This window comes from Streptomyces silvisoli, assembly GCF_029269905.1.
Lineage (GTDB): Bacteria > Actinomycetota > Actinomycetes > Streptomycetales > Streptomycetaceae > Streptantibioticus_A > Streptantibioticus_A silvisoli_A.
This window is the reverse complement of the sequence record NZ_JARJBC010000010.1, coordinates 1-17,366: the sequence shown is the minus strand read 5'-3', so window position 1 is coordinate 17,366 and position 17,366 is coordinate 1. Positions and strand designations below refer to the sequence as shown.

13 protein-coding genes, 2 tRNA genes and 1 pseudogene are annotated in these 17,366 nt (G+C 71.4%); 5 read left to right on the top strand and 11 right to left on the bottom strand.

Annotation, left to right across the window (positions count from 1 at the left end):
- Positions 1–17: 17 nt before the first annotated feature.
- From P3G67_RS17435 to P3G67_RS17395, 9 genes are all read right to left on the bottom strand, one after another.
- Positions 18–1,262: a hypothetical protein gene (locus P3G67_RS17435; RefSeq protein WP_269853755.1), complete on the bottom strand. Its 1,245-nt coding sequence runs from the start codon at positions 1,260–1,262 to the stop codon at positions 18–20.
- 113 nt (positions 1,263–1,375) lie between these two features.
- Entirely contained in the window at positions 1,376–2,431 is a 1,056-nt protein-coding gene (locus P3G67_RS17430; protein WP_276094298.1) for a UDP-N-acetylmuramate dehydrogenase, read from the bottom strand.
- 134 nt (positions 2,432–2,565) lie between these two features.
- Entirely contained in the window at positions 2,566–3,987 is a 1,422-nt protein-coding gene (locus P3G67_RS17425; protein WP_276094297.1) for an MFS transporter, read from the bottom strand.
- Between the two features lie 78 nt (positions 3,988–4,065).
- A complete protein-coding gene (locus P3G67_RS17420; protein WP_391858280.1) occupies positions 4,066–4,647 on the bottom strand; it encodes a TetR/AcrR family transcriptional regulator in 582 nt (193 codons plus the stop codon).
- Between the two features lie 112 nt (positions 4,648–4,759).
- Positions 4,760–5,194, bottom strand: coding sequence for a MaoC family dehydratase (locus P3G67_RS17415; RefSeq protein ID WP_269853759.1), 435 nt, complete (start codon positions 5,192–5,194; stop codon positions 4,760–4,762).
- A gap of 1 nt (position 5,195) precedes the next feature.
- Positions 5,196–5,672, bottom strand: coding sequence for a MaoC family dehydratase N-terminal domain-containing protein (locus P3G67_RS17410; RefSeq protein ID WP_276094296.1), 477 nt, complete (start codon positions 5,670–5,672; stop codon positions 5,196–5,198).
- A gap of 118 nt (positions 5,673–5,790) precedes the next feature.
- Positions 5,791–5,955, bottom strand: coding sequence for a 50S ribosomal protein L33 (gene rpmG, locus P3G67_RS17405; RefSeq protein WP_004571794.1), 165 nt, complete (start codon positions 5,953–5,955; stop codon positions 5,791–5,793).
- 84 nt (positions 5,956–6,039) lie between these two features.
- Positions 6,040–6,112, bottom strand: a tRNA-Met gene (locus P3G67_RS17400).
- 48 nt (positions 6,113–6,160) lie between these two features.
- Positions 6,161–6,233 (bottom strand) — tRNA-Thr (locus P3G67_RS17395).
- Positions 6,234–6,545: 312 nt separating this feature from the next.
- On the opposite strand from P3G67_RS17395, the gene P3G67_RS17390 reads away from it, so the two are divergent.
- From P3G67_RS17390 to P3G67_RS17375, 4 genes are all read left to right on the top strand, one after another.
- On the top strand, positions 6,546–7,844 hold the full coding sequence (locus P3G67_RS17390; RefSeq protein ID WP_276094295.1) for a hydrolase: 1,299 nt from the start codon (positions 6,546–6,548) through the stop codon (positions 7,842–7,844).
- Between the two features lie 68 nt (positions 7,845–7,912).
- The gene (locus P3G67_RS17385) at positions 7,913–8,575 is read left to right on the top strand and encodes an SDR family oxidoreductase (RefSeq protein WP_276094294.1); all 663 of its coding nucleotides are present in this window, start codon (positions 7,913–7,915) and stop codon (positions 8,573–8,575) included.
- A gap of 198 nt (positions 8,576–8,773) precedes the next feature.
- Entirely contained in the window at positions 8,774–11,242 is a 2,469-nt protein-coding gene (locus tag P3G67_RS17380) for an ArnT family glycosyltransferase (RefSeq protein ID WP_276094293.1), read from the top strand.
- A gap of 145 nt (positions 11,243–11,387) precedes the next feature.
- Positions 11,388–12,893, top strand: coding sequence for a protein kinase domain-containing protein (locus P3G67_RS17375; protein WP_276094292.1), 1,506 nt, complete (start codon positions 11,388–11,390; stop codon positions 12,891–12,893).
- 50 nt (positions 12,894–12,943) lie between these two features.
- Here the strand turns inward: P3G67_RS17375 and P3G67_RS17370 are convergent, their stop codons facing one another.
- Positions 12,944–14,017, bottom strand: a complete 1,074-nt coding sequence (locus P3G67_RS17370; RefSeq protein WP_449343253.1) for a S1 family peptidase — start codon at positions 14,015–14,017, stop codon at positions 12,944–12,946.
- Positions 14,018–15,718: 1,701 nt separating this feature from the next.
- On the bottom strand, positions 15,719–16,555 hold the full coding sequence (locus P3G67_RS17365; protein ID WP_276094290.1) for a universal stress protein: 837 nt from the start codon (positions 16,553–16,555) through the stop codon (positions 15,719–15,721).
- A 606-nt stretch (positions 16,556–17,161) separates the two neighbouring features.
- On the opposite strand from P3G67_RS17365, the pseudogene P3G67_RS17360 reads away from it, so the two are divergent.
- Positions 17,162–17,366, top strand: a pseudogene (locus tag P3G67_RS17360) (ABC transporter permease); the annotation flags it as partial.

Here is a 17,366-nt window from a genome sequence, read left to right as displayed (position 1 = left end):
CGTCCCCAACGGGCGGGTCAGCCCGCCGGGTTGGCGTACAGCGGGTGGAGGTGCTCGTCGACCGGGCTGCGCTGCTGGGGCACGGTGCCCGCCGTACGCCGATTGCCGCCGCGCCGATTGCGCGGCTCCCGCATCGGCCACAGCAGCACGTAAGCCGCCGAGCCGACCGCGAAGGCGAGCCTGATCAGGCCCCGGGCGGAGTCCGACGGCACGATCAGCACGCTGCCGTACAGCGAGATCAGCGCGATCCAGCTCACCCACGGCACCAGGCGGCGCTGCCCGATGGCATCCCAGATCAGGGTGCCCAGCAGCACCGAGGCGTTGTAGTACGTGTACACGCTGGGGTCGAGCACGATCCGCGCGTCGGCCGCCAGCAGCACCACCGCGGGCCAGCGCCCCCTGCGCACCGCCAGCGCGCCCAGCCCGAGGCCCAGCGCCATCTGCGCGGGCCGGTCCCACCACGGGGTGACGGGATCGTTGCCGCCGAGCCAGCGCAGCGAGGAGGCGGCCTGGTTGGGGATGGTGAAGTGGGCGGCCGCCATGGTGTGCATGTTGCCGAGGTAGAACGGCAGCCAGGCGATCGCCACCAGTCCGACCGTCCAGGCGGCCGACCGCAGCCAGGTCTGCTTCGGCAGCGCCAGCAGCAGCGGCAGGAACGCCACCGCCCACGGCTTGGAGTCGCAGGCGAGGGCGAGGAAGACACCGGTCGCGGTGGCCTGGCCGCGGACCAGGGACCGTACCGCGAGCGTGGTGAAGAACAGCGCCAGCACGTCGTCGAGGTGGGCGAAGCGCACCGAGACCTCGACCCACATCGGGATGAACGCGGCCCCGGCGATCAGCACCCGCTGCTGCAGCCGCTTGTGGTTGGTCCCGGTGCCCAGGTAGTGATCGGCGGCGGCGCGTCCGATCAGCACCACCATCCACAGGCCGAGGCCCGACATGGCGGCCTCGGCGAGCTTCTCGCCCACGCCGGCGGGGAACGGTGCGAACAGCCCGGCGGCCAGGAAGCTGACCGGGCCGATCTGCAACTCGGGGTGGTTGGCGTACAGCGCCAGGCCGCCGCCGCCCACCTGGCCGAACAGCAGTTGCTCGCCCTGCTTGAGGTAGTGCCAGGAAACTCCGCCGTGCCGGGTGGCCACGAAGAACCAGCACGCGGTCCACAGCGTCAGTACCGCGTGGTGCCACCGCACCGGCCCGAGACCGATACGTCCGATATGTGCCGCGTCCTGGGCCGCGTCAGCGGCCGTACCCGCGTTCCGCACGTGTCTCGTCCTCCCCATCTGCCCGCCTGTCGGCGTTGGGATGAGAATCTCATGAGTGCCTCGTCGACGGTTACCGGGGCGAGACCGGCGGGCTCACCATGGTCCGCCCCGTTTCACAGACGGACGCCGACCATAACCGGTTCATTCACGAGCGTCACCCCGAAGGTGTCCCGCACCCCGTCCCTGACCTCACGGGCCAGCGCGAGCAGGTCCTCGGTGGTGGCGGCGCCGCGGTTGGTGAGCGCCAGCGTGTGCTTGCTGGAGATGCGGGCCGGGCCGGTGCCGTAGCCCTTGGTGAACCCGGCCTTGTCGATGAGCCAGGCGGCCGAGGTCTTGGTGTGGCCGCCGCCCGCCGGATAGGCGGGCGGGCGTACGTCGTCGCCGAGCCGGGCCCGCACCCGGTCCAGGAACTCCTCGTACGTGCGCTGGTCGAGGACGGGATTGGTGAAGAACGACCCGGCCGACCAGGTGTCGTGGTCCTCGGGGTCCAGCACCATGCCCTTGCCCGCGCGCAGCTTCAGCACCGTGTCACGGGCCTGCGCCGCGGGGGCCCGCTCGCCCTGGGCGACGCCCAGGGCGCTGGCCACCTCGGCGTACCGGATCGGCGCGGACAGCCCGCCCGCGTCCTCCAGCCGGTAGCGCACCCGCAGCACCACGTAGCGCTGCGGGTCGGCCTTGAAACGGCTGTGCCGGTAGTCGAAGCCGCACTCCTCGTTGGCCAGCGACACCGTCTCGCGTGCGGCCCGGTCGTAGGCGATCACCTCAGTGATCGTCGAGGCGACCTCCTGCCCGTACGCTCCGACGTTCTGGATGGGCGTGGCGCCCGCGGAGCCGGGGATTCCGGCCAGGCACTCCACACCGGCGAGGCCCGCCTCCACGGTGCGGGCGACGGCCTCCGACCAGTTCTCACCGGCGGCCAGCTCCAGATCCGCGCCGTTGAGGACCAGGCCCTTGGTGGCGATGCGCAGGACGACACCGTCGAAGCCGTCGTCGCCGATGACGAGGTTGCTGCCGCCCGCGATGACCAGCAGGGGCGTACGGGACTCGTCCGCGGCGCGGACGGTCTCGATCACCTCTTCGTCGGTGGTTGCCGTCACCAGGCGGGCGGCGGGGCCGCCCAGCCGGAAGGTGGTGAGGGGGGCCAGGGGGGTGTCGTGGGTTACCTGCACCCCACCACATTAAGGGGGCGGGGTTCTCTCCCACCGGCCCACCCGCTTGCCCTCGGCCCTCGCCTGCCCTGCGCGCGGCTGGTGGTGGGCCGGGGTGCCCGGCGAAAGGGCGGGCGGGAAAGGCCCCCGGGCGGTCAGGAGACGGTTACCGGCGGGTGGCTGGGCAGATCAACCGCGCGCCGGCGCGGGCTCGCCGGAAGCGCCACCACCGCCGCGGCCACCGCCACCGCTGCCGCACCCACCCACAGCGCGGGGGTCAGGCCGTCCACAAAGGACTGCGCGGACGTGTAGCCGCCCTGGGAGGAGAAGACGGAGGACAGCACGGCGACCCCCAGCGAGCCGCCCACCTCCCGCATCGCGTTGTTCGCGCCGGAGGCGATCCCCTGCTCGTCGGGTCGGACGCTGCTCATGACGAGGTTGGAGCTGGGCGCGAAGTACAGCGCCATCCCCGTGCCGCTCACCACGAGCGCCGGTATCAGCGTGGCGTACGACACGTTTGTGGCGGCGACGAGTGCGAAGAGGGCCAAGCCGACCGCCTGTAGGGCCAGTCCGACGGCGACGACGGGACGGCCGCCGATCCGGTCGGAGACGAACCCGGCGAGCGGAGCGACGATCATCGGCATGCCGGTCCACGGCAGCATCCGCACCCCGGCCTCGACCGGCGTGTAGCCCTGTACGCCCTGCATGAACTGGCTGAGCAGGAAGATCGATCCGAACATGCCGACGAACATCAGCAGGCTCGCCACGTTGATGGTGCTGAAGGCCCGGCTGCGGAACAGCCGCATCGGCAACATCGGGTTGGCGGCGCGCAGTTCGTACCAGACGAACGCGGCCAGTACCAGCGGCCCGGCGATCAGCCCGGTCAGCACGGGGGTGCTGGTCCAACCGTCCGGCTGGCTGCGCACCAGCCCGTAGACGATGCCGAACAGGCCGGCGCTGGCGAGCACGGTGCCGGGCAGGTCGAGCCGCGGGTTGGGACCGCGGCTCTCGCCCAGCCGCAGCAGCGCCAGCGGCAGCAGGAGCAGGCCGATCGGGACGTTCAGCCAGAAGATCCACTGCCAGGAGAAGTGCTCGGTGAGGGTGCCGCCGATCAGCGGGCCGGTGGCCACCGCGAGGCCGTTGACGGCGCCCCAGATGCCGAACGCGGTACCGCGCCGCTCGGCCGGAACGGCCGCCGAGAGCAGGGTGAGGGTGAGCGGCAGCAGCATCGCCGCCCCGACGCCCTGTACCGCCCGGGCGGCGATCAGCTCCCCCATGCCGGGCGCCAGCGCGGCTGCGGCGGAGGCGGCGGTGAAGACCGTGAGGCCGATGGCGAACATCCGGCGGCGTCCGAAGCGGTCGCCGAGCGCGGCGCCGAACATCAGCAGTACGGCGAAGGTGAGCGTGTAGGCGCTCACCGTCCACTCCAGGTCGGTGAGCCCGCCGCCGAGGTCCTTGCGGATCGAGGGCAGTGCCGTGGTGACCACGAGGTTGTCGAGCGCCGCCATGAATCCGGCGACGCTGGTGACGACCAGTGCCCATATGGCGGTGGCCCTGGACGTGCCTGGTTGTGCCATGGGTTCCCCCTGAGTTTAGTTAGCAGTCACTAAGCTGTCCGGTGATGAAAAAGCCCTCCCGACAGGGAGGGCCTCGGCTCAGCGCTGTTGCGCGTAAACCTCCGCGGCGGCCACCTTGCAGGCGCCGTCGAAGCCGTTCCAGCAGCGGTCCTCGACCGGGATGCCGAGCGCCAGCAGGGTGTTGATCAACATGCCGTGCCCGAAGAAACCGGTCAGCTCCTCGTCACTGGCGCCGGTGCGGCCGCGGACGATGTCCCACAGCCCGGTCCAGCGCCGCCGGATGAAGTCGGCCAGTTCCGGGTCCTCGGCCGAGGCCGCCGCCGTGTACAGCTGCATCTGGAGCATCAGCACGTCCCGGTCGCGGATCAGCAGGGAGTACGCCTCCCCCATCGCCTCCAGCGCCTCCGCCCCGGACATCCCGGCCGCCGCCGCCTCGAAGGTCTCCGCGGTGCGGTCGAAGCAGCGTTCGGCGGCGGCGCGGAACAGCGCCTGCTTACCGGGGAAGAGGCGGAAGAGGTACGGCTGGGAGACGCCCACCCGGCGGGCGATCGCCTCGGTCGAGGTGCCGTGGTAGCCGGTGCGGGCGAACTCGACGACGGCCGCGCGGATGACGCTCTCGCGCCGCTCCTCGGCCGACATCCTGGGTCCCGAGTTCACCATGCGGACTAAGTTAGTACTCAATAACTTCCGCGTCAAGCGGCATGCGCCGCCCGCGCGGTGGGGCCCGGTACTTCGCCCCCGGGCCATCCCAGCCCGCGCGGGAGGCGCTCCGTCAGCCGAGCCGGACGACGGCCCGCGACTGCCCCAGCACCTTCTGCCCGGCGGCCGTCACGGTCAGCTCGACGCGCACGGTGCGCTCCTCGTCGTCCAGCTTCGCCGCGACCTTGCCGCGGACCTCGATCAGCGCGCCCTTGTCGTCGTTGGGCACCACGACCGGCTTGGTGAACCGCACCCCGTACTCGACCAGCGCCCCCGGGTCCCCCACCCAGTCGGTGACCACCCGGGCCGCCGACGCCATGGTGAACATGCCGTGCGCGATCACGTCCGGCAGCCCGACCTCCCTGGCGAACTTCTCGTTCCAGTGGATCGGGTTGAAGTCGCCGGACGCGCCCGCGTACTGCACCAGGGTCGCGCGGGTCACCGGGATGGTCAGCGGCGGCAGTTCGGTTCCGGCCTCGACCTCGTCGTAACGCACCTTCGCGGCCACGTCAGCCCCCCACCTTCTGCTCGGCGGACTCCGCCTCGACCGCGCGCACGACCAGCATCATCAGCGACGTCACCACGTGCTCGCCGTCCGCGTCGTACACCTCGCCGCGCACCGTCAGGAAGTCGTTGCCCGCCATCGACTTGATCGCCTCGATGCTCACCGTCACCGAGAGCCGGTCACCGGCCCGCACCGGGCGGGTGTAGGCGAACTTCTGGTCGCCGTGCACGACCCGGCTGAAGTCCAGCCTCAGATCGGGGTCGTTGACCACCTGGGCGGCGGCCCGGTAGGTCAACGCGAACGGGAAGGTCGGCGGCGCGATCACATCGGGGTGCCCGAGCGCCCGGGCCGCGTCGGCGTCGTAGTACGCGGGGTTGGCGTCGCCCACCGCCTCGGCGAACTCGCGGATCTTCTCCCGGCCCACCTCGTATGCCTCGGTGGGCGGGTACGTACGCCCGACGTAGGACGGGTCGAGCGGCATCGGCACCTCCAGTGCTCCGGTGTGCGGTCCGGTACGGCCGGTGGCGCGAGCGCTCGGACCGGCTCAACGCCGTAAGGCCGCCCCCGGGCATGGGGGCGGCCTTACGGTGGTGCTTGGGTCAGCGCGTCTCGCGGTGCGCGGTGTGCGCGTTGCAGCGCGGGCAGTGCTTCTTCATCTCAAGACGGTCCGGGTCGTTGCGCCGGTTCTTCTTGGTGATGTAGTTCCGCTCCTTGCACTCCACGCAGGCCAGCGTGATCTTCGGGCGGACGTCGGTGGCAGCCACGTGAGTGCTCCTTGACGGACGGATGGATTTAACGCAGCAAGAGTAGCCGATTGAAGGACCGATCCCGCAATCGGCTACACAGGGTAGCGGCGACCGGACTTGAACCGGTGACACAGCGATTATGAGCCGCTTGCTCTACCGACTGAGCTACGCCGCTGTGATGAACGGTTCCCCCCGCCAGAGGCGGGGACAGCCGTCACATCAGAGCCCCAATACGGAATCGAACCGTAGACCTTCTCCTTACCATGGAGACGCTCTGCCGACTGAGCTATTGGGGCGAGCGAGGAAGACATTACACGCTCCGCCGCGATACGTGAAATCCGTATCGAGCCCCCACAACCTGTCGTCTCCCCACCCGTCGCCGCCCCGTCACCGGTGCCCCGCGAGACCACCCGCACCCCGTGGGCGAACGGTGTCCCACCAGCGGCTCCTCGACACGCACGCCGAACGTGTACGACAGCGCCGGTACGACTATTCCCCTCCTGCGCGATCGGCCGCTTCACGGCCCATAGGCTCATGCCGCGTGATCTTGCGCAGTTACTCCGCGTGATCTTTCGCACCGACCCGCCGCCCCCCACCCGAGGAGCGCGATGACCGAGAGCGTGCCGTCGCAGCCGCACCAGCCCAAACCCCAGGGAAGGCCGGAAACCGACGACGCCCCGGACGATCGCGCGCCCGCCCTGCTGCTCAGCGGCGCCCGGCTGGGCGACGGGCGGGTGGTGGACGTACGGCTCAGCGGTGGCCGGATCGAGGCGGTCGGCACGGCGGGCAGCCTGGCCGCGCCGGACGCCACCGGCGGCACCCGGGTGGACCTCGCCGGCTATCTGCTGCTGCCCGCCCCCGCCGAGCCGCACGCGCACCTGGACTCGGCCCTCACCGCCGACTGCCCCGGACCGCCGAGCGAGGCGCAGCAGGACGTACAGCGCCGGGTCACCGAGGCCGCACTGCTGCAACTCGGCCATGGTGCCACCGCCTTGCGCACCCATGTGCGGGTCGGCGACCTGCGCGGCCTCACCGCCCTGGAGGCCGTCCTGGAGTCCCGGCGGGCGCTGCGCGGCCTGGTCGAGCTGACCGCGGTGGCGATGCCCCGGGTGCTCACCGGCACGGCGGGCGCGGAGGGTCTCGCGGTACTGCGGGACGCCGTGAAGACCGGCGCCGGCGTGGTCGGCGGCTGCCCGGACCTGGACCCCGATCCGACCGGCTACGTGGAGGCGGTGCTCGGGGTGGCCGCCGAGTTCGGCTGCGCGGTCGACCTGCACACCGAGGGCGGCGATCCGGCCCGGCTGGCGCGGCTGGCGGCGATGGCGGGCGGGCTGCGGCCCGGGGTGACCATCGGACCGTGCACCGGTCTCGCCGCGCTGCCGCGCGAGGCGGCCGAGCGGGCCGCCGCCCGGCTCGCCGCCGCCGGGATCTCGGTGGCCTGCCTGCCGCAGGGCGGTTGCGGGGCGCTCGCCGGCAGCGCTTCCAGCGGCTACGCGCCGGGGGTCGCACGCCTGTTGCGCGCCGCGGGGGTACGGGTCACCGCGGGTGGCGGCGCGCTGCGGGACGCGGCCAATCCGGTCGGCCGGGGCGATCCACTGGAGGCCGCCTTCCTGCTGGCCTCGTACGGCGAGTGCGGGGCACAGGCCGCGTACGAGGCGGTGAGCGGGCGGGCGCGCGAGGTGCTGGGACTGCCCGAGGTACGGGTCGAGGCGGGCTTTCCGGCGGAGCTGCTGGCGGTGCGCGGGCAGCGGATCGACGCGGTGCTGTCGCTCGGGTACAGCCGGATCGTCATCCACCGGGGCCGGGTGGTCTCGCGCACCAGCGCGGTGCGCGAGTACGCGGACTGCGCGACCACGGCGGCACTCGATCTGCCCAGGCAGTCGCGCAGCGGCGGCACCCCGGCCTGAACTGGTCTTGCGCACAAGGGCCTTCGCTCCGGCGGCGGGTGTCGGTGGCCGGGCGTACGGTCGTGAGTATGCGCATCGTGATCGCTGGTGGACATGGCAAGATCGCGCAGCGGCTGGAGCGCCTGCTGGCCGCGCGCGGTGACAGCGTGGCCGGGATCATCCGCAATCCCGACCACGCCGAGGACCTGCGGGCGAACGGCGCCGATCCGGTCGTCTGCGACCTGGAGCGGGCCGACGTCGAGGAGGTGGCCGCTCATCTGCGAGGCGCCGACGCCGCGGTGTTCGCCGCGGGCGCCGGGCCGGGCAGCGGCGCGGCCCGCAAGTGGACGGTGGACCACGCGGCGGCCGTACTGTTCGCGGACGCGGCGGAGCGGGCCGGGGTACCCCGCTATCTGATCGTCTCCTCGATGGGCGCCGACAGCGAGCCACCCCCGGGAACCGACCTGGTCTTCGCCGAGTACCTGCGGGCCAAGGCGGCGGCCGACGACGACGTACGGTCCAGGCCCGGCCTGGACTGGACCGTGCTGCGCCCCGGCCGGCTCACCGACGATCCCGGGACCGGCCATGTCACGCTCGCGGAACGGACCGGTCCCGGCTCGGTGCCCAGGGACGACGTGGCGGCGGTACTGGCCGCGCTGCTGGACGAGCCGCGTACGGCGGGCCGCACCCTGGAGCTGATAGGCGGCCCGGTGCCGATCGCGGAGGCGGTCAAGGCGGCGGCCGCGCGCTGACCTTCTCCATGGATTCCCTGTGCATTTGCTGTGCATCTACCCGGCGTACCGAAATGTTCGCGATGTGTAATGAACGCCGGATGCCGGTTAAAGGCAGCCCCACGTCTTTTCAAAGCTTCTTCTTGGCCCGATGAGAAGTTCCTTGAATACGGCCGCATTGGCATAGAGGACGCCCGCGGGTGACGAAGACTGCCGTACATGGCTACAACAGTCCTCGACCCGACCGTCCCCACCGGCGCGGACCGGCGCGCGCCCTGGAGATCGCCGGTGGACCAACCCGCGTACGCGCGGCCGGCTCTGCTGGTTATCACCGTGCTCGCCGCCGTGCTCTACGCGTGGGGGATCAATCACAGCCAGTACCACACGTTCTACGCGAACGCCGCGCGCAGCATGACCGAGAGCTGGAAGGCGTTCTTCTACGGCTCCTTCGATCCCGGCAATTCCATCACGCTGGATAAATTGCCTGGATTCCTGTGGCCGCAAGCCATTTCGGCCCGCATCTTCGGATTTCATCCCTGGGCGCTGACGCTTCCTCAGGTAATTGAGGGGGTGGCCAGCCTCCTGGTGCTTTACCGGGTGGTCCGCCGCTGGGCCGGCGTCAACGCGGCGCTGATCGCCAGCACGGCCTTCCTGGTCACGCCGGTCGCCGTGGGGCTGTTCCGCACCGCGGTGGAGGACCCGCTGTTCACCCTGTGCGTGCTGCTGGCGGCGGAGGCCACCCAGCGGGCCGCGGAGGCGGGCCGGCTGCGTCCGCTGGTGATGGCGGGCGTCTGGGTCGGCATCGGCTTCCAGTCCAAGATGCTGGAGGCGTGGGCGGTGCTGCCCGCGCTGGCGCTGGTGTATCTGATCTCGGCGCCGATCGCGCTGCGGAAGCGGCTGGCGCACATCGGACTGTCCGCCCTCGTGATGGCCGCGGTCTCCTGCTCGTGGATGCTCGCCGTCACCCTCACCCCGGCCAAGGACCGGCCCTATGTGGACGGCACCACGAACAACTCCGCTTTCAGCATGGTCGTGGGCTACAACTTCCTGAACCGCTTCTCGTCACTGGGCATCAGCGCCGCCTCAACCGGCAGCATCAGCGCCACACAGGGCGGCGGCCACGGCGGCGGCCAGCACGGCGCGACCGGCGCCCCCGGCGCGGGCCAGAACGCGGCCCAGGGCGCAGGCGGCCAGTCCGGCGCCGGCCGCGGCGGCGGCCAGTCCGGGGTGACCGCGCCCGGCCTGCCCGGCACCTCAGGCATGGGCCAGCACTCGGGCGCGGGCCACCACGGTTCCGGCGCCCACCACCGTCAGGGCGGCTTCAACGGCGCCTCCGCCTCGGGCCAGCGCTTCGGTTCCGGTTCCGGTTCGGCTTCCGGTTCCGGTTCCTGGCAGGGGACCGGGGGTGCCGCTCAGCAGTCGGCCGGGCAGCAGTCGGCCGCCGGGCACGGGGGCCAGCAGGGCCGTGGCGGCGGCGGAGGCGGCGGCTGGGGCGGCGACCAGAACGGCTGGTCGAAGATGTTCGGCTCCTCGCTCGCCTCGCAGACCGGCTGGCTCTACCCGCTGGCCGCCATCGCCGTCGTCTGCGGCCTGTGGTGGCGCCGCGGCAAGCCCCGTACGGACCGGATCCGCATCGGCTTCGTCATGTGGGGCACCTGGCTGGCCACGTACTTCCTGGTCTTCAGCGCGGGCAGCGTCGGCGGCCACACGTACTACATGGGCGTGATCGCGGTGCCGCTCGCGGCGCTCGCCGGTGGTGGGATGACGCTGCTGTGGCGCGCGTTCCGGGCCGGTGGCCGTCGCGCCTGGGTGCTGCCCGGCGCGGTCGCCGCGACGGCCGCATGGGGTGCCTACATAGCCAGCGGATTCCCGACCTTCCTGCCATGGCTGGCGCCGGCCGTGGGCGTGCTCGCGGTGGCCGCCGTCGTGCTGCTCGTCCTGGCCCGCCCGGGCGGCGTGCGGTCCGGTGGGCGGCTCGCCCTCGCGGGTCTCGCCGCGTCGCTGGCGGCGGTGCTGTTCGCGCCCAGCGCGTGGGCGGTGCAGGTGTTCAACCCGTCGTACGGCAGCTCCGGCATGGGCTCGGTCGGTCCGTCCGGCACGGGCCACGGAGGCGGCGGCCACGGCCAGTCGAAGCTGGCGGGTGGCCGGATGGGCCAGCTGCCTTGGGGCGGCGCGGCGGGCGGCGCCCCCGGCAAGCGCGCGACGCACGGCGGCGGCATGGGCGGATTCGGCGACAGCAGCGGCCAACTGACCGCGCAGCAGCAGAAGTTGCTGGACTACACGACCGCCCACCGCGGTTCCGCGCAGTACGTGTTCGCCACCACCAGCTGGAGCAGCGCCTCTCCGTACATCCTCGCCAAGGGCGCCGACGTGCTTCCGCTGGGCGGCTTCACCGGCCAGGTGCCGTTCCCCACCGAGAGCCAGTTCCAGCAGCTGGTGAACTCCGGCAAGCTCAAGTACGTGCTGGTCAGCGGAAGCGGCCGGGGCATCGGCGCGATGTTCGGCAACAGCGACGCCGGTACGACGAGCACCACCCAGATCACCAACTGGGTCAAGTCCGGCTGCACTCCGGTACCGGCCTCGGCCTACGGCGGAACGCAGTCGTCCGCGGCGGCCACGAACGGGTTCCCCGGCATGGGTGAGGCCAACGCGGCGCAGACCCTCTACCAGTGCAGCCCGGCGCATTAACCACGTCATCCGCTGGTAAACCACCGCCCCCGACCGGATTCATCGGCCGGGGGCGGTGCCATGTCCGCACCCCGCGGCGTGCCTCCGGGCGCCACTCGAACGCAACGTAAGCTGCACGCAAAGCCGCTGGAGCGAGGAGGAGCGGGTGGGGCGGGACGCGATGCTCGGCGGGCGCTACGAGCTGGTCGAGCGGCTCGGTCAGGGCGGCATGGGCACGGTCCACCGTGCCGTGGACCACCGGCTGCGGCGCACGGTGGCCATCAAGCTGATGTCCGCGGAGCTGGCCCACCACCCGGAGTCGCGGGCGAGGTTCCAGCGCGAGGCGCACGCCGTGGCGGCGCTGAACCACTCCGCGGTGGCCACCATCCACGACGTCGGGGAGGAACCGGGCTCCGAGGGTCCGCGGCCGTACCTGGTGATGGAGTTCGTGCCGGGCGGCACCCTCGCCGAGGCGCTGCGCGCCGGGCCGCTCCCGATCAGCCGGGCGATCACCCTGGCCGGCGAGGTGCTCGACGCCCTGGGGCACAGCCATCAACACGGCATCGTGCACCGGGACATCAAGCCGTCGAACATCATGCTCACCGGCCCCACCACGGTGAAGGTCCTCGACTTCGGCATCGCCAAGGCGCTCACCGAGGCCGCCACCCGGCTCACGGGCAGCGGCGCCGCGCCCGGCACGCCCGCGTACCTCTCACCCGAGCAGATCAGCGGCGGCGAGATCGACCACCGGGCGGACCTGTACGCCATGGGTTGCCTGCTGTACGAACTGCTCACCGGGGCACCGCCGTTCCGGGCCGACTCGCCGTTCGCCGTGATGCACCAGCATGTGTACGCCGAGCCGGTGCCGGTCTCCCGGCTGCGCGCCGAGGTGCCGCCGGCGGTGGAGGCGGTGATCGCACGGGCGCTGCGCAAGGATCCGGCGGATCGTTTCGCCGACGCGGAGTCCATGCGGGCCGCACTGACGGAGGCGGTCGACCAGGCGGCGGCGCCCGTACCGGTGCCGACGCCCGAGCAGGAGACGGCCGTACCGACGCGGGCACCTGTTCAGGAGACGCCTCGAAAGCCCGTACGAGAATCCGGGTTCAGCGCGGGTAAACGGCTCAGGCACGCGCTGCGGCCTTCCAGCGCAGGTGCGTTGGCGCTGGTCGGGTGCGTACTGTCGTTCCTGTGCGCCCGTGCGCAGACGGTGGAGACCGCGCACTTCGGTCAAGTCGCCGTGGCGGCGGGCCTGTTGGGGCTTGCCGCGCTACCGGTATCACCCCGGCTGTCCTGCGTGGTCGCCTGGGGGCCGGTGGCCGAGGCCGTCGCGGTCAACTCCGAGCTACGGCGGGCGAACCTCGGGTGGGACAGCTCGTACGCCAGCATCGCCCTGATGCTGGCGATGGCCTCCGCCGTCTGCCTCGCCCGCGCGGCCCGTGTCCGCGGTGACGCCGCCTTCGCGGTGGTCGCCTTCTGGCTCACCGCTACTTCGGCGATCTGGTACTTCCTGGACGACCTGCGCAAGCTCGTCGTCTTCTACCTGCTGCTGGCGGCCGCCACCGCCGCGGCGGGCGCCCAGGAACTCGCCGGGTGGTACCGCCGCCGGACGGTACGCCGCCGAGCGCCCGCCCGGGTGCCGCGTACCCCCGCCCGCGTACCGACCGGCGGTTAGCGCCGTCGCGGCGGCGAAAGCCGTCCACCGCGACGGCGCGCGGCCGGGAGTCAGGGGAGCTGTGCCCCGAACGCCTGGAGGGCCTGCGGTACCGGCTGGTAGAAGGTCTCACCGCCCGTGGTGCAGCTGCCGCTGCCGCCCGAGGTGAGCCCCAGAGCGCTGGCGCCGTCGAACAGCGGACCGCCGGAGTCGCCCGGCTCGGCGCACACATCGGTCTGGATCAGTCCGTTGACCTGGCCTTCCGAGTAGTTGACCGTGGCGTTCAGCCCGGTGACACGGCCGGAGTGCACACCGGTGGTGGAGCCGCTGCGCTGGACCGACTCGCCGGTGATGGCGTCGGCGGACTGGGTGATGGGCTGTGTTCCGCCGCTGTAGAGGTCCACCGCGCTGGGGTGGCCGACAGCGGCGGTGTAGCGCACCAGCGCGTAGTCGTGGCCGGGGAAGGTGGACGCCTCGGTGACCGCCATCTGCGGGCCGTTCTGGGTCGCGGACCAGCTGCTGACGGCGTTGCCGCAGTGCCCGGCGGTCAGGAAGTACGGCTGGCCGCCCTTGACGACGTTGAACCCGAGCGAGCAGCGCGCGGTGCTGCCCCAGATCGCGTCGCCGCCCGCGATCAGCGGTCTGAGCTGCGCCGACGTTCTGCGTACCGCCACCCCGTCGCCGAGCGACCTGGCGACCGCGGTCAGCCTCACCATGTCCGTGGCCGAGACCGTGCGGTCGGCGGTCACCACCACCTGGTTGACCCGTGGGTCCTCGGCCCATGCGGTGCCGGGGATGGCGGCCTGGGCGTCGAGCACCGCGCGGTCGGCCTCCAGCCGGGCCTGCGAGTTGCGCACCAGCTTCGGTACGGCGCCGGCGTCGCGCACGGTGGCGGCGGAGCCGTTGTCGAGGACGTTGACCACGAGCCGCCGCGTCGCGGCGTCGTAGTAGGAACCGGCCGCGGCGCCCTTCAGCTTCGCGACCAGGGTGGTGGCCAGATGTGCGGCCTGAACTGCGGAGACGGGATTCGGGGCGGGGGCGGGTGACGCACTGGCGTGCTGCGGGGCGAGCGTCACAGCCATGAGAGCGGCGGCCGCCGCACCGAACAGGGCTGCGCGCCGCGCAGGCATCCGACGGTTCTTCAACTCAGGACCTCCAGAGGGGCAGTGGGCCTGACAACGGCGCCGCTCAGCACCGGAGAACCGACAAATGCCGCATCTCCGGCAAAGCCACGCCTGTCCTCAGAGTCTGCCGTCCAGGTCTCCCCGCCACCCACGGTCGGCACATCAAGTACGGACCACGTTCACCCGTACGTGGCCGCCGCACTCCCCCGAGACCCGCGCCGCCCGACCGGCGACGCCCCACACCCCGAAACGCAACGGCCCCCGACCCGCTCTTCAGCAGGCCAGGGGCCGTTTCTTCCGTGTGGCGGCGGCAGGGTTCGAACCTGCGTAGGCGTAAGCCGACAGATTTACAGGCTTCCTAACGGCCCGGTCGGCCGCCAGCTCCGCCGCAGGTCAGCCGGGTACGAGCGCCCCCGCCGCGCCGTCGTCATCGTCGTCGTGCCACCTACGTGCCAGATCGGCGTCCGGAGCCGTTCACGCGTCCCACACGACGGGATCACCCCGCCCACGGTCTCCTGCACTCCACACTCCTTCCGTTCGGTCTCAGCCCGCTGGACGCCATGTCGCGGGCCTTACCTACATCAAGTAGGTCCGAAAGCCGCGATGTGACATCACATCCAAAACTCGTCCAAGACCACCCAGCGCAGGCATGACCCACCCCGCTATCCCCAGCCTGTGGACAGAGTTCGGCGACAGCTGCCCGTGACCACGCCAACCACCTCCCGCGTCACGAAAGCCGCGCCGTGGGCCTCACCTTCTATGGAGAAAGCCGGGGGCCCCAGTGACCACGCACTCACTCGCCCGGTGGAATCCGTTGCGGAAACACATCCGTTCAGCCGTACCCAAGGCCAGCGAGCACCGCGCAAGCACAGTTCCGAACGAGGCGGAGTGACAGCACGGCCGGGAGCGGGCGACAGCGCCCGTGCGCTGCGCGACGGCGGACTAGGCCGGTGCACTGGCGGAGCTGTTCAAAGTTTCTTTACTGGATCAAGGCGGCCCGCATGCGCGGGCCGCGCGCTGGCGGCCCGTGGCCGCCGCACGCTCCTGCCTACCGCCCCGCTTAGCGCCGTCCCCGGGCCACTCAGCGCGCGGACCAGGCAGCGCACGCCAAGCCCCGGCAAGAACCCCGACCAGTCCGCGCAGTCCCGCCAGGCCGACGCCGCAAAGCGCTTCGGCGAGTCGACGGTCAAGGCAGCAGCCCACCGCACCGGCCGGAGAGTCTCCGCGCCGTGACGCCTTATTGGGCACGGTGGCCGGCGCCGGTGGGGTGCAGGTGGCATACGCGCGCCTGATCGTTCAGGTTCCCCACCACTGTGGCCGACTTTCTGTGGCCGAGGTCCACCAGCGCCACCCGTCCCGCCACATGACACCCTGATCTTCGGGCCATGCTGGCGGATGGGCTACCGGTGAGAGGGCTCAGTGGAGCCAGGAGCGGATCTGAGTCCGGCTCCACAACGTCATCCCGCCGCTCGCCTGCCACCCGTCCCATTGAGCGGGCTATGGGAGTGATAAGCAGCTAGATCATCCTGCGGTCACGATGGCGGATCATCTCCGACCATGGACAACGACGGCATCCGGGCGCAACTTCCCACCGCAGTCAAGGCGCGGACTGGGCCACCCGACTGGACATACCCCATCAAGGCCGACTCGGGGCGGATCCTCCATAGAGCACCGGCATGTCACCTGAACCCATGTGCACACCTTCTCGCACCCGCAGGGCTGTCAGGTGACGGGAACGATGGCTACCGGGCACGGCGAGTGGTGGAGCATCGCGTGCGTGACCGGCCCCAGTTGGCCATGGCGTCTACGCGAGCCGAGTACCACCAGGTCGGCGTCGGCTGCGGCGTGCAGCAGGGCCGGGGCTGGCGCGCCGGGCACTGGGCACGGGCGTACCCGGATGCCAGTGGCGTCCTGTTCCAGCGGTGCGGTCACTGCGGCCAGCAGCACTTGTGCCCGTTCCTGGGCGGTTCCGCTGTCCATCACCACGGACAGACCCGACAGGTCCAGGTCCGGCTGCCACGCGTACACCACGTCCAGTACGGCCTTGCGGCGGATGGCTTGGTCAAGGGCGAAATCGGCGGCACGTCCCGGCGGATAGTGCGCACCCACCCCCAGCACCACCCGGCCCCGCGGGGGGGCGATGCCGTCTCCGCGTACCACCACCACGGGGAAGTCGGCCCGACCGACCACGCGCAGGCTCACCGAGCCCAGCAGCATGCCCTCGAAGCCGCCGCGGCCTCGGGAGCCGAGTACCAGCAGGTCCGCAGCGGCCCCCTCCCGCAGTAGCGCTGTGACGGTCTCCTCGCCCATAGCCTCGGTGGAAACTTCAAGTTGCGGGCAGCGCGCCAGGGCACGCCTGGCCTCCTCGGCCACCAGCTCCCGGGCAGCCTCGCCAGCCCCCGTTACGACGTCGATGTCATCGCCGAACGCGTATGGCTCCCACCGGTCGGCGTGGACCACCTTCAGCGGCGCTCCTCGCCGTTCGGCCTCGTCCGCTGCCCACTCCAGGGCCAAGCGGGCGGCTTCGGATCCGTCAACCGCTACTACCACGCGACTCATGCCAAGACCACACCTTTCCGCACCCAGGCAGGTCAGCCGTTGCCACATCTCGAACAACACAGTGCACCCCAGAGTCCACGTTAGAGCCGATAGTCCTTGTGGTGAGGTGCTGAAACGGTGGCCATTCACCCGACGGCGTTGTGACGCACTGTTGTGCCACCGGCTTGTCGAGTAGTCAGGGCCGTAACTCCGTCCAGAGCGGAGGAGGCTCCCTGAGTTCGCCGCCCCTAGCGGAGACGCGACACGTGGCCCATTCCCATCTGCAAATCCCGTCAGTTGCTCGGGAGATCACGCCTGGTATCACGCAGCATGGCGCCGCCTTGTCCAGCGGCGATTACGCGGAGGAGCGATGGGATGCGGAGCGTCAGGGCACATGTGGCGGCGATCATCGCACCATTCGCGGCCGGAGGGTGTGCGGGGCGGCCCTGACCAGCGGGTTCGTTGTTGACGGAGCGGTAGTCGACGGCATGGCGAGGCGGCGATGCGTCAGGATTTTCCAATTTATGGCAGTTTTATGGTGATTTGCTTGTAGGTGGGTGGGGAGTGGACGCACCCTGGGGGTGAGGAGCGGCAATCCGCCGCGCTCGCACAAGTTAGGAGAGCGCAATGCGTAAGCCGATACGGCGTCTCGCCGTGGCTGCCGCCACGGGGATGCTCACTGCCGGTGCGTTCGCGACCGCTGGCGGTCTGTCCACCGCGTCAGCGGCTCCCCAACACCCGACCCACGTTGCAACCGTCAGCGTTCGTGGCGGAGGCGGCGGCTGGGGCGGGGGCTGCTGCGGCGGCTGGGGCGGGGGCTGGGGTGGCGGCT